Source organism: Psychrobacter submarinus, from assembly GCF_904846685.1.
Lineage (GTDB): Bacteria > Pseudomonadota > Gammaproteobacteria > Pseudomonadales > Moraxellaceae > Psychrobacter > Psychrobacter submarinus.
Window position 1 is genome coordinate 105212 of record NZ_CAJHBQ010000004.1, and the last position, 12706, is coordinate 117917.

The 12706-nt window shown below is 46.0% G+C and carries 10 protein-coding genes and 1 riboswitch; of the genes, 6 read left to right on the forward strand and 4 right to left on the reverse strand.

What is annotated here, in order from left to right; genetic code table 11:
• Positions 1–45: 45 nt before the first annotated feature.
• On the reverse strand, positions 46–1092 hold the full coding sequence (locus JMY03_RS11270; RefSeq protein WP_227675616.1) for a histidine kinase: 1047 nt from the start codon (positions 1090–1092) through the stop codon (positions 46–48).
• Between the two features lie 203 nt (positions 1093–1295).
• Here JMY03_RS11270 and argH point away from each other — a divergent pair, with 203 nt between their 5' ends.
• From argH to thiC, 3 genes are all read left to right on the forward strand, one after another.
• On the forward strand, positions 1296–2669 hold the full coding sequence (gene argH, locus JMY03_RS11275) for an argininosuccinate lyase (RefSeq protein WP_201603995.1): 1374 nt from the start codon (positions 1296–1298) through the stop codon (positions 2667–2669).
• Between the two features lie 188 nt (positions 2670–2857).
• On the forward strand, positions 2858–3148 hold the full coding sequence (locus tag JMY03_RS11280; RefSeq protein WP_025646180.1) for an oxidative damage protection protein: 291 nt from the start codon (positions 2858–2860) through the stop codon (positions 3146–3148).
• A gap of 129 nt (positions 3149–3277) precedes the next feature.
• Positions 3278–3395: riboswitch (TPP riboswitch) on the forward strand.
• Between the two features lie 250 nt (positions 3396–3645).
• Positions 3646–5631, forward strand: a complete 1986-nt coding sequence (thiC, locus tag JMY03_RS11285) for a phosphomethylpyrimidine synthase ThiC (RefSeq protein WP_227675617.1) — start codon at positions 3646–3648, stop codon at positions 5629–5631.
• Positions 5632–5715: 84 nt separating this feature from the next.
• Here the strand turns inward: thiC and JMY03_RS11290 are convergent, their stop codons facing one another.
• Together JMY03_RS11290 and JMY03_RS11295 are read right to left on the reverse strand one after the other, a co-directional pair.
• On the reverse strand, positions 5716–6606 hold the full coding sequence (locus JMY03_RS11290; protein ID WP_201603776.1) for a fructose bisphosphate aldolase: 891 nt from the start codon (positions 6604–6606) through the stop codon (positions 5716–5718).
• Between the two features lie 206 nt (positions 6607–6812).
• Positions 6813–7712: an EamA/RhaT family transporter gene (locus JMY03_RS11295; protein ID WP_201603778.1), complete on the reverse strand. Its 900-nt coding sequence runs from the start codon at positions 7710–7712 to the stop codon at positions 6813–6815.
• Between the two features lie 279 nt (positions 7713–7991).
• Between JMY03_RS11295 and JMY03_RS11300 the strand changes: the two genes are divergently transcribed.
• The 3 genes from JMY03_RS11300 (at position 7992) to JMY03_RS11310 (ending at position 11565) form a co-directional block, all read left to right on the forward strand.
• Complete coding sequence (locus JMY03_RS11300) at positions 7992–9905, forward strand: ABC transporter ATP-binding protein (protein ID WP_201603780.1); 1914 nt, start codon at positions 7992–7994, stop codon at positions 9903–9905.
• Positions 9906–9979: 74 nt separating this feature from the next.
• A complete protein-coding gene (locus JMY03_RS11305) occupies positions 9980–10912 on the forward strand; it encodes an alpha/beta fold hydrolase (protein WP_201603782.1) in 933 nt (310 codons plus the stop codon).
• Positions 10913–10923: 11 nt separating this feature from the next.
• Complete coding sequence (locus tag JMY03_RS11310) at positions 10924–11565, forward strand: alpha-ketoglutarate-dependent dioxygenase AlkB family protein (RefSeq protein WP_201603784.1); 642 nt, start codon at positions 10924–10926, stop codon at positions 11563–11565.
• A 144-nt stretch (positions 11566–11709) separates the two neighbouring features.
• Here JMY03_RS11310 and JMY03_RS11315 read toward each other — a convergent pair whose 3' ends face one another.
• Positions 11710–12699: an NADP-dependent oxidoreductase gene (locus JMY03_RS11315; protein ID WP_201603786.1), complete on the reverse strand. Its 990-nt coding sequence runs from the start codon at positions 12697–12699 to the stop codon at positions 11710–11712.
• Between the last annotated feature and the right edge of the window lie 7 nt (positions 12700–12706).

Genomic DNA, 12706 nt, shown 5'->3' on the forward strand with positions numbered 1-12706 from the left:
AACAGCCAGTCATGCAGCAAATACACGGAAATAGGCAGTCCTACATTACAAGCCTGCATCTTGCAAAGGATAATCGATAATCGTCACAATCTGGGTGTTAGTGACCGTACTTTCAATGCTTGAGCTGGGACCAAAATAGAGTTGTAAGCGTTCAGCTTGCATCCGAAAATTAACATGCTGACGTAGATCATGTACGATCATCAAGGTTTTACTCGGAAGCTGTACGCTGACAGTGATAATAACGCGGTGATCTTGCCAGACGACAGCTATATCTATATATATCGTCTCCGTGGTCATCTCTACCACATTGATAAGTATTTTTTCGATAATGCTTTGTAAGGTAAGCGCAGTGATGACCATATCGCCCATCACTTCGTCATCGGGCAGCTGCCAATTAACAACTAATTTATCTGCCAAGCGATAAGACTCAATCGTCACGTAGTGCTTACAAAGCGCCACCTCTTCCTCAAAACTAATCTCGCGTACGCCATTGAAACTGGCTCGAAACAGCGCTGAGACATGCTCAAGTAGCCTAGCTGCATAAGGCGGGTTAGACTCTATAAGCGATAGCAAACTGTTAATCGTATTAAAGAAGAAATGCGGAGATAGACGCGCCTTTATTAAGTCGTTTTGGGCGCTAAGCTTGTATTCAAAGGATTGCTTCAGCGCTATCAGCTCACGATGACGACGCATAAAATAAAGCAAAAATACTAAAGTAAAACCGCCGGTAAACATCATATTAAATAGCAGCTCTAGCCCTAGCGCCTGACGCTCGTACGCCAGCCAGCCGACATTAATCAACACTAAAATGACCAATAGCATAGCTAAAGTAGACGCCAGCATGAACATCAGCACTATATAGAGACTGACTCTAATAGGATTGATCCTTTTGAATATTGGACGCAAATAATCTACTAAATATAAAGTCGGTATAATGGCTAAAATATACTGAATACACTTAGCCAGATAAGCCACTAAAAACTGCGGCCCTGTCGCCAGCTCATGCCGACCAACAATAGTAACAAACAGCGCCCAAGCCAAGATATACTGTAGCCATTGCCAAAGCGTCATCATCTCCATAACTTTCGGCACGAAAAACTCTAAGCGCTCAGCTAGCAAGGCGACCTCATCCTTTGCTATACTTGAGCTCTTATTCTTATGAGTTGTCTTATACCGATATGAACGCCAATTCTTCAAACTCTAGTAATCCTATGCCAGATAATTCTATCTCTTCTGCTGATTTTAGCACAAATGCCATTAAGCCAAGCCCTTCTTCTAGTAGCCAAGGCCAGCAGATGTGGGGCGGACGCTTTAGTGAAGCAACAGACAGTTTCGTCGCCGCTTTTACCGCCTCTGTCGGCTTCGATCAGCGCTTTGCCCGTCATGATATCGAGGGCTCTATCGCTCATGCCACTATGCTAGGTCAGTGCAATATTTTGACCGATAGCGAGGTTGCCACCATCATCGAAGGTCTTCAGCAAGTCTTACGCGAGATTGAAGCAGGAGACTTTAACTGGTCAATTGCGCTCGAAGATGTGCATATGAATGTCGAGTCGCGCCTGACCGATATCATCGGTGCAGTGGGTAAAAAGCTGCATACGGGGCGTAGCCGTAACGATCAAGTCGCCACTGATATTCGCTTGTGGTTACGTGAAGAGACCGATAATATCATTGAGCTGCTAGTACGCTTACAAAGCGGCCTACTTAATCTAGCTGAGCAGCATACCGATACGATTATGCCAGGCTTTACACACTTGCAGACCGCTCAGCCGGTAAGCTTCGGTCATCATGTGATGGCTTGGTTTGAGATGCTCTACCGCGATACCGAGCGCCTAGTCGATGCGCGCCGCCGTATCAATCAGCTGCCTCTTGGTAGCGCCGCGCTTGCAGGCACCACTTTCCCTATTGATCGTACGATTACCGCTGAGCTATTAGGCTTTGAGGGTATTTGCCAAAACTCACTCGATGCCGTCTCTGATCGAGACTTTGCTATTGAGTTTACCTCAAACGCTTCTATTTTGATGATGCATCTATCGCGCATGAGCGAGGAGATTATCCTTTGGATGTCAGCGCAGTTTAACTTTGTGAAAATACCGGATCGCTTCTGTACCGGCTCCTCCATCATGCCGCAAAAGAAAAATCCTGATGTGCCAGAGCTGGTACGCGGTAAAGCGGCGCGGGTGTTTGGGCAGTTGACGACGCTGCTAAGCTTAATGAAAAGCCAGCCTTTGGCGTACAATAAGGACAACCAAGAAGACAAAGAGCCACTATTTGACTGTGTCGATACGTTGACAGGCTCACTTCTCGCCTTTGCCGATATGCTACCTAATATTACCCCTAATGTTGAGGCTATGCGTGAAGCAACGATGAAAGGCTACGCTACCGCTACGGACTTAGCAGACTACCTCGTACGCAGAGGCGTGGCGTTCCGTGATGCCCATGAAGTCGTTGGCAACGCTGTTGCGCTCGCTATCGATGAAGGTGTTGATTTGAGCGATTTAACACTAGAACAATTACAGCAGTTTAGTGATGCTATTGGCGATGACGTCTTTGATTATCTAACGTTAGAAGGCTCATTGGCCGCTCGTGATCATCTCGGTGGTACGGCGCCCAATCAAGTTAAACAAGCTGTGATCAATGGCCGCGCGCGCCTAAAAGCTTTTGCTTAGTCTTTGTTTTTGACTTGAGCTTTTGCTTTCTTTGTTATTTAAAACCTGCCAATACGGTGGGTTTTTTCATGCTTTTTTATAGACAGTTACTGTTGCTACACCCGATAGTCTTTGCTAAATTTGCCAAGACCGTTATCATAGGATGATACATCTACAGCCCAATAAACATAATGAATGAGGAGCACATCATGACGGAGACTTTTAATCCGCAAGCCAACACTGTATTTTGCCGTAAGTACCAGCAAGATTTGCCAAAAATGCCGCATCCGCCTTTTCCTAACAAAAAAGGCCAAGAGCTACAAGACACTGTCTCTGACAAAGCATGGAAGGAGTGGCTTGAGCAGCAAACCATGCTGATCAACGAAAACCATCTAAGTATGATGGACCCAGAAGCAAAGAAGTTCTTAACTGAGCAGCGTGAGAAGTTCTTAGATAACGAGGATTATGAGCGCGCGCAGGGCTGGACACCTGAGAAATAAACCTAGCTCTTTACTGCAAGCAAACTAATCCATTATAAGCAAACTATGCAAATGGCTATATATTATGAGCCAAATTTGCTACTATCAAAACTGCTAGTATTAAGCTTACTAGCTCAAAACATGACAACACTGACAGACTCGGGGTGCGTTGTACAATAAGCTAAAGAGCTTTTGTACATTCGCTGAGAGATCACCCGCCGAACCTGATGCGGTTAGTACCGACGCAGGGAAGTCTTCAGCATTTATTATCTATGACAAAGGACGGGCAGAAATGCCTTTTTATCCCGATTACTTTTAGCCTTAATGTACGCATGGCTAAGTAATCAAAGCGGATATCAAGCGTCGTCCATAGCTCGATGACAATTATTTGCAGCTAGATGGTTTTTGATTTAGTCGCTAGCGATTGCTCATAAGCTCAACTTGCCTAGATAACGAATGCTATCCCCGCAGCGACTGGCGGTGTTGATTTTATTCAAAACAACACGCTAGGACAGCATATGACAACCTCAACCGTACCTCCAAAGACCCAACAAAACGCCGCTGACAAAAAGGCGGATGCACTAAAAACTCCGGCCCATCGTAATCAACAAGACACTCGTTTTGAAGAAGACGCGCGTGACCTGCACCGCATTCTCCCTGCTTCTCGTAAAGTCTATATCCAAGGCTCAAGGCCTGACATCCAAGTACCCATGCGCGAGATCACGCTGGATTCCACGCCTATTCAGGGCGTTGATGAGTCCGACTGGGAGCAAAACCCACCGTTTTATGTTTATGACACCTCAGGCGTCTATACCGACCCCAATGTCGATATCGATCTAACCCGCGGCTTGCCCAAACTGCGCGAGGGCTGGATAGCCGAGCGCGGTGATACCGAACAATTAAGCGGTTTATCCAGCTCATACGGGCAAGCGCGTGCGCGTGATATCACCACAGCCAATCTACGCTTTGCCCATATCGATAAGCCGCGCCGCGCAAAAAGTAGTGAGGGCAAAGCCGGCAATGTCACGCAAATGTACTACGCGCGCCGCGGTATTATCACCCCTGAGATGGAATATATCGCCATTCGCGAGACGCAAAAGCAGCATGAGCTGACTGACATGCGTCAGCACGACGGCGAGAGCTTCGGCGCTAATACGCCAAAAGTGATTACCCCTGAGTTTGTACGTAGCGAGGTCGCGGCTGGTCGCGCAATCATCCCCAATAACATCAATCATCCTGAGTCTGAGCCGATGATTATCGGGCGCAATTTCTTAGTAAAAATTAACGCCAATATCGGCAACTCAGCACTCGGTTCGTCTATCGATGAAGAAGTATCAAAAATGACATGGGCAACGCGCTGGGGCGCGGATACCATCATGGATTTGTCGACAGGTAACCATATCCATGAGACTCGTGAATGGCTGATTCGTAACTCGCCGGTACCCATCGGTACGGTGCCTATTTATCAAGCATTAGAGAAAGTCGATGGCGTCGCTGAAGACCTTACATGGGAGATATTCCGTGATACGCTTATCGAGCAAGCCGAACAAGGCGTCGATTACTTCACCATTCACGCAGGCGTGCTGCTGCGTTATGTGCCGCTCACTGCCAATCGCTTAACGGGTATCGTCTCGCGTGGTGGCTCTATCATGGCGCAGTGGTGCCTAGCCCATCATAAAGAGAGCTTTTTATACACCCATTTTGAGGATATCTGCGAGATTATGAAGCAGTATGATGTGGCGTTTAGCTTAGGCGATGGTCTACGTCCTGGCTGCTTACAAGACGCCAATGACGAAGCGCAATTTGGCGAATTGCGTACGCTTGGCGAGCTGACAAAAATCGCTTGGCAGCACGATGTGCAGGTAATGATCGAAGGTCCAGGGCACGTGGCGATGAACCGCATCAAAGAAAATATGGACTTGCAGCTTGAGCTCTGTAATGATGCGCCGTTCTACACCTTAGGGCCACTGACCACCGATATCGCACCCGGCTATGATCATATCACTAGTGCTATTGGCGCGGCAATGATTGGCTGGTTTGGCACTGCTATGCTGTGCTATGTAACACCAAAAGAGCATTTAGGCCTACCGAATAAAAAAGACGTGAAAGACGGCATTATTACTTATAAAATCGCCGCGCATGCCGCTGATCTAGCCAAAGGTCATCCGGGCGCGCAAGCTCGCGATAATGCCTTATCTAAGGCGCGTTTTGAGTTTCGCTGGGATGATCAGTTCAATCTAGCGCTCGATCCTGATACCGCCCGTGAATATCATGACGAAACGCTGCCTAAAGACGCGCACAAATCAGCGCACTTTTGCTCCATGTGTGGCCCTAAGTTTTGCTCAATGAAAATCACCCAAAACGTCCGCGAGTACGCTAAAGGTTTGGATGCTAAAGAAAGTCTAGGCGCAGACGCTATGAGCACCGCTGAGATTGAGCAAGGTATGAAAGAGATGACTGAAAAATACCATAGTGAAGGCCGTCAGCTGTATAAAGAGGTATGATAATCAAAATTAATTTTTGTCCCATAAAAAAGCGCTACTAATCAGTAGCGCTTTTTTAATAGGCAATTCACTTGCTAAGAGTGCTTAGATCTGTGATGCTTTATAAATCTTATCGATAGAGGCATCAATGGTATCGGCAAACTCTTTATCGCTTTGCTGCTTACTCAAGCCTTCAGTAAAAGCACGTGAGAAGCTGGCAATCATACCAGGGTTTTCTTCAAGCTTATTACAAGCATCTTGACGACTATAGCCACCTGAGAGCGCCACTACTTTAAGCACTTTTGGATGGTCAATCAGCTCTTGATAAAACCCGCCTTCTTCTGGCAAGGTCAGCTTCAGCATCACTTGATGATCGTCATTTAGACGATCGAGGTTACGTAAGATGTCCGCTTTTAATAACAATTCGCACTCATGCTTTTCGGCGCTATCGATGTTGACCTCTGGCTCAATGATAGGCATAAAGCCTTTAGAGATAATTTGCTTAGCGACATCAAACTGCTGCTGCACTACTTTTTCGATACCATCGACGCTAGGCTCATAGATGACCGAACGCATCTTCGTGCCAAATATCGGATACTTTTTGGCTTTATCAAGTAGTAAGTCTAAGTTTGGCATCGGGCGCATGACCTGTACGCCACTCATCTGCTCCGCTAAGCCCTTATCTACTTTTAAAAACGGCACAATGTTTTTGTCTTCCCAAAGATAATTTGCAGTCGGTTTACCTTCAACCTCACGCTCCATGGTGTCCTCGAACAAGATCGCGCCTAAAACGCGCTTATCATCGAAGCAGTCACAAGTCATAATCCGCGCGCGCATTTGATGTACTTGATCGAACATCTCTTCATCATTGCTATAATCAGCGCTTGTAACGCCGTAGTTTTCTAGCGCTTTTGGCGTACTACCACCGCTTTGATCAAGAGCTGCAATAAAGCCTGTGCCGTTTTTTATTTTTTCTAGTTGTTTTTGATAGTCCATTGCAAATGCATCCTATAGTTGTGAGTAAAATCAAAAAAGATAAAGGTTAAGCGAGCGCTCATAACACTATAGACGGCTATATAAGTGTCAGATAACAAGCCAAATAGTTTACAAATTACCTTACCATAGCACAAGCGACGTGCCTATTATTGCAATGTAAAACGAGCGCAAAAATATCAAAGCCTGTAAGGGGTATTAAAAACGCTCTAAGCTAGAAATAATACTGCCACACAGCTGATCGCTAATATGATGCCCAGCATGTTAATACGATTCAGCTGCTCTTTAAACACGCCAACACCTATTAAAGTCGCGACAGTGATGACCCCAACATTCATTCCGGTAAAGACAATACTAGGCGACTCAGACAGTACCTGATGGGCACGTACATAAGCATAGATATTACCCATATTCAATGCGCCAAGTAGCAGCCCTGCGAGCAAGGCACTACCTTGCCAGCGCACGCGAGTGATCAGTAAATAGATAAATAACAACAATCCTGCTAAGCCAAAACTAACAAATAACGTCAATGGAAAAGCCGCGCCTTGCTTCGCTACTTGCTTAAATAAGATATCAATAATACCGTAGCCTGCCCACACGCCAAATAACCATAGTGGCGTTTTGGACAGCGCCTTGCCTTGATGAGCAGACGCAGTCAAAGAAGCAGCGGCGTTATGGTTATCTTTGCCATTAGCTACAGACTGCGGGCGATACACCAGCGCGCCTAGCGCTAAAAAACCCAGCATTAGGCCAAAGATACGTGTCCCTGTCAGCACTTCACCGAACCATAAAAAAGCGGCGATGATAGGAATAATCAGTGATAAGCGCTGAGCGGCGTCCGTGGCAACCATACCTACCGCTGAGATAGCACGGCCAAGAATAACAAAAACGAGCGGCAGTAGAATACCAAGGGCGATGATAATGCCCCATGCGCCGCCAAGCGTACTGATAGCGCTGACATCAGGTTTGAGCAGGACTAGAGTGAGTAAAAAGGCAACAGGGTAACCGGCGACAATCGTTTGACGAATATCGATATCTTTTTGGCGTAGCACCTTTAGCAGTACAGAAACAGCAACGCTACATAGCACCGCTATAATTAAATAAATCATCAATTCTAACCCTTAGTTTTTGTTATCTAGCGATACAGTGATACCGTCTTTTATAATAAAAGACTAAATGTAACCATATATTTCTAAACTAGCAATGGCTAATTTTGACTCGGTCTATTTTATGGTCATATCACCAGTAGCGGCGTAGACAAATTACAATTAGGCAGCAAGAGAGAGTGCTAAGTTTGTTAAAATAGAGCCCAATTTAGCCATCCCATCTCAGTGTCAATTTAGGCTACGCTTCTTTTACTACACCATCCTTATGTACTGCTATTACTTATGAACGCACTATTTCGTTTTTTTGAAAACCGCTTATCCGCCTTTCCTGACACCCCTATGCCATTGCCCTCACCTCGTGATGGGCTGTTAAAGTTTCTGTGGGCGTGTACGACAGGTCTGCGCGGCTGGCTACTGCTGTTTGTCATTTTGTCGGCAGGCATTGGCGTTTATGAAGCGATGCTATTTGCCTGGATCGGCAATATCGTCGATTGGCTTGGTATCTATACGCCGGCGATGCTATGGGCTGAAAAAGGCGATATGCTACTGCTAATGCTCGCTGTCATGCTTGCAAGTCCGGTGTGGATTGCTTTGACATCTTTCATCCACTTTCAGACCTTGCAAGGCGTGTTTCCGATGCAGATGCGTTGGCGCTTTCATCAGCGCATGCTGGGTCAATCGATGCAGTTTTATCAAGATGAATTCTCAGGCCGCGTTTCAGCAAAGGTGATGCAAACCGCACTCGCCGTGCGCGATACGGTGCTCACCGTTGCTGATATGTTTACCTATGTCACGGTTTATTTTATTACTACTAGCGTCATTTTATTTAACTTAGATAGCTTATTACTGATTCCTTTTGTCGTTTGGTTCGTTTTGGTCGCGCTAGCTATTTGGTTTTTTATTCCTAGGCTCAAACGCACAGCCATCGTACAAGCCGACGCCCGCGCCTTAATGACAGGACGAATCACTGATGCTTATGCCAACATCATGACGGTGAAGTTGTTCAGCCATTCGCGCCGGGAGTTAGGCTACGCCAAAAATGCCATGGGGCAGTTTTTGGGCACCGTACACGCGCAGATGCGCTGGGTCAGCTATCTAGAAGTCTCCACCCATCTTATCAGCGTCATTTTAGTCAGTAGCACCGCCGGTATCGGGCTATATCTGTGGCAACAAGGCGCGGTCGGTGTCGGCGCTATAGCCGCGGCGACAGCAATGGCGCTACGTCTAAATGGTCTAACACGCTGGATTATGTGGCAAACGGCCAGTCTGTTTGAGAGTATCGGTACGGTACAAGACGGCATGCGCACCCTATCTGCTCCGCAAACTATCGTTGATGCGCCGAATGCGCAGGAGCTCAAAGTCACAGACGGACATATCGTGTTTGATCATGTCGACTTTAGCTATGAGAGTGAGAATGTGACGGATATTGAAGGCGAGCGCATCGATGAGATTAAGCCTTCCAGCGCTTTAACCAAATCAGAAGTAAAACTGTTAGATAATTTTTATCTAGATATTAAACCAGGAGAAAAAATCGGTCTCGTCGGAAGTTCAGGCGCGGGTAAATCAACCTTAGTCAACCTACTGTTGAGATTCTTCGATGTCGATAGCGGCAAGATCTGTATTGATGGCCAAGCGATCGATGAAGTCACGCAAGACTCCTTACGTGCGCAGATCGGTATGGTCACGCAAGACACCTCTCTACTGCACCGTACAGTCCGCGAAAACATCGCTTATGGTCGACCTGATGCTTCTGACGAAGAGATTATTGTTGCCACTAAGCAAGCGCAGGCTTGGGATTTCATCAAAGATCTGTATGATGATAAAGGCAATACCGGCCTTGATACCCAAGTCGGTGAGCGCGGCGTTAAACTCTCAGGCGGGCAGCGCCAACGCATCGCGATCTCGCGCGTCATGCTTAAAAATGCACCGATCTTATTATTAGATGAAGCCACTAGCGCGCTCGACTCTGAGATTGAATTTGCTATTACTGAGAGTCTCAACGACATCATGACTGGCAAAACCGTTATCGCCATTGCCCATCGCCTCTCCACTATCGCCGCGCTCGACAGGCTAGTGGTGATGGATCGCGGGCGTATTATCGAGCAAGGCAGTCATGAAGAGCTGCTAGCATTAAACGGTGTTTATGCTGGGCTTTGGCAGCGCCAAAGTGGCGGGTTTTTGGGCGCAGAGAGCTAATTTTGGCTTGCAAGCTTAAGCCCTAAAACAAAACGATTTAAACTTAATTCTTATGATAAAAAGGTTCTAGCATCATGGAAGAATTTGCTAAACGTATTACTCTGGATAATAAGCAAGCGCGTTACTATACTCTAAGCAATTTGACTCTAAACGATTTGGTTTCGGGCAATTTAAATGAGTCCACTAAACGTGGCTCTGCTCGCCCCAAAGCGCATTTTTATGGAGGTAATGGCTTTACGGTAGGTAATTACAAGCCGCTATTGTCGGAGCTTGCCACAGATTTTGATATCAGCGCGCTTGCTATGCGCGGCTATTGGTATGATAAACCTAAAGCAAAAGTGTTAACCCGTGAGCAAGATGCTGATTTATTGATCAAATTTTTGGAGCAGACTCAAGACGGTCCTGTCATCGGTATTGGTCATTCGCAAGGTGCTACCGCTACCGCTATGGCCGCCGCCAAACGCCCTGATTTGTTCTCTGAGCTGTACCTTATCGAGCCTGTCACTTTTACCAAATCACAAGCGCTGCTTTATAAGCTGATACCTCGCAGTATCAAACTAAAGCGCCAGCCCTTCAAAAGCGCATTAACCAAAAAGGCAACTTGGGTCAGTATCGATGAGTACTACGATAGTCTACGTGAAAAAAACGCTTATCGGCGTATCGCTGATAATGACCTGTATTTATTTGCCAAAGAAAGCTTAATTCAGCAAGCAGATAATCGTTATACTTTTATCTTTAGTCCTAAGCAAGAGATTGCCAACTATTTTGGTATTCCTTATATTGATGGTGCGCTGAAAAAACTGGCTAAAACAGCTGTCCCCTACCAGCTTATTATTGGTAAGCCGACTATTTTTATCAATGATAAAGTGCGCCGTAATTGGAAAAAGTTCGTTCCTGCCAATCAGCTGCATATCATGCCAGAGAACGGCCATCTATTGCCTGTAGAAGCTCCAAAGCAGTGCGCTGAGGTTATTGTGCAACAGTTTAATCGTGGAATTAATCGTTAAAATTTTAGCTTATGATGGATCTATTCACGCCACATCCCACTGATAATCTCTTGCCTTATGACGGTAAGGTTAATGATTTCGGTGTGGTAATCAAAGATAGCGACACCCTCTATCAGACCTTATTGCATGAGCTGCCTTGGCAGGCCGATATCGTCACTTTATTTGGTAAAACACATATCACCAAGCGGCAAATCGTTTCGATGGGAGATAAGGGCTTGAGCTATCAGTATTCGGGTCACACAAGGCAAGCTGTACCTTGGACAAAGTCTGTGTTTCACGTGAAACAGCTTGTTGAGCAGCAATTAGCTAGCATTGGTATCTTTGTGACTTTTAACTCCTGCTTGCTCAACTACTATCCGAGCGGTAGTGAAGGTATGGGCTACCATGCCGATGACGAAAAGGAGCTAGGGAGTCAGCCTATCATCGCGGCATTGTCACTAGGCGCTACCCGTAAGTTTGTTTTTAAACATAAAAAGAATAGGCATGAAAATAAGCCCGTCAAAGTCGAGCTTTATCTTAAGTCCGGGCAGTTGATTGTCATGCATGGCGAAACCCAAAGCCACTGGAAGCACACTATTACTAAGACTAAAACGGTCAGCGAAGGCCGAATTAGTCTGACATTTCGACGTATGATCCTTGATGATAAAAACTAACGGGCTAAAACAGCTACTACTGTTTAGTTAGAAACACGACTTCGATAGCGATAATTTTAGCTTTGCTGACGATCTAAAAAAGCTAGATAAAGGCTCTCTTTATCTAGCTTTGCTGTACTTATACTGATTATGGTTGCTTTAAACTTAGACCTCTAAGACGATCTTGCCAAAGGTATCGCCCTTTTGCAGCTCAGTATGAGCCGCTACCGTCTCTGATAAAGGATAGCTGTTTTGAATATGCAGCTTAAGAGTACCATCAGCAACTTGCTGCAAGACGCTTGCCATATCTTCGCCATTAGGCTTAACCGCATAACCTTCGATAGTGAGTGCCTCACTGCCAGCGGCTTTGAGTTTATCCACCCAGATAGTAGGCAATACATAAACTCGGCCATCAGATTTCAGGGTACTTAGTGCTTTTACCCCAGCATCATCACCGACTAAATCGAGTAATACATCGGCTTGTAGATCTGGAAAAGCCTTATCTTCGGTGTAGTCAATCCAGCCGGCAAGCTTGCTTTTATCAATCAAACGATCAAGCTTGTCATACTTCTCAGGCGAGCAAATCACGGTAAGCTTGATATTGTCTTGCGCCGCTTTTTTCATCAATAACTGCACGACTAGCTGCCCCACACCGCCTGCTGGCGCATTCATTACTACATGCTCGCCTGCCTTTATATCAGCAAACTGCACAAACTGTAGCGCCGTCTGTCCGGCACAAGGCGAAGCGCCTGCTTGCTCCAAGCTGACGTTGTCCGGAACTTTAGCCAGTAGTTTGCTATCAACGGCAACGTACTGGGCATAACAACTGCCATCAAAGCTTAGCGCAGCTACTTTATCACCTACCGCAAAATCAGCGCTATTACTTTTGACCACCTCTCCTGCTACATCAAAACCTAGGATAGCCGGCTGATTATGATCGAATTGATTTTTTTGAATGTTGTCAGCGCCCCAGCCTTTACCTTGACGAGTCTTATAATCAACCGGATTGATACCGGCATAAGCCACTTTAATTAATACTTGTTCTTTGTCAATCTGAGGAACATCGATACCCTCCTCATACTTCATAACTTCAGGCTCGCCGAATTCACGGATGACAACGGCATGTTGACTAGTAGGTAATGAGACAGTAGACATAATTATC

Coding starts and splice junctions, on each gene's coding strand:
- argH (WP_201603995.1), top strand. CDS start 1,296: ATGTGGGGCGGACGCTTTAGTGAAGCAACAGACAGTTTCGTCGCCGCT.
- JMY03_RS11280 (WP_025646180.1), top strand. CDS start 2,858: ATGACGGAGACTTTTAATCCGCAAGCCAACACTGTATTTTGCCGTAAG.
- thiC (WP_227675617.1), top strand. CDS start 3,646: ATGACAACCTCAACCGTACCTCCAAAGACCCAACAAAACGCCGCTGAC.
- JMY03_RS11290 (WP_201603776.1), bottom strand. CDS start 6,606: ATGGACTATCAAAAACAACTAGAAAAAATAAAAAACGGCACAGGCTTT.
- JMY03_RS11295 (WP_201603778.1), bottom strand. CDS start 7,712: ATGATTTATTTAATTATAGCGGTGCTATGTAGCGTTGCTGTTTCTGTA.
- JMY03_RS11300 (WP_201603780.1), top strand. CDS start 7,992: ATGAACGCACTATTTCGTTTTTTTGAAAACCGCTTATCCGCCTTTCCT.
- JMY03_RS11305 (WP_201603782.1), top strand. CDS start 9,980: ATGGAAGAATTTGCTAAACGTATTACTCTGGATAATAAGCAAGCGCGT.
- JMY03_RS11310 (WP_201603784.1), top strand. CDS start 10,924: ATGATGGATCTATTCACGCCACATCCCACTGATAATCTCTTGCCTTAT.
- JMY03_RS11315 (WP_201603786.1), bottom strand. CDS start 12,699: ATGTCTACTGTCTCATTACCTACTAGTCAACATGCCGTTGTCATCCGT.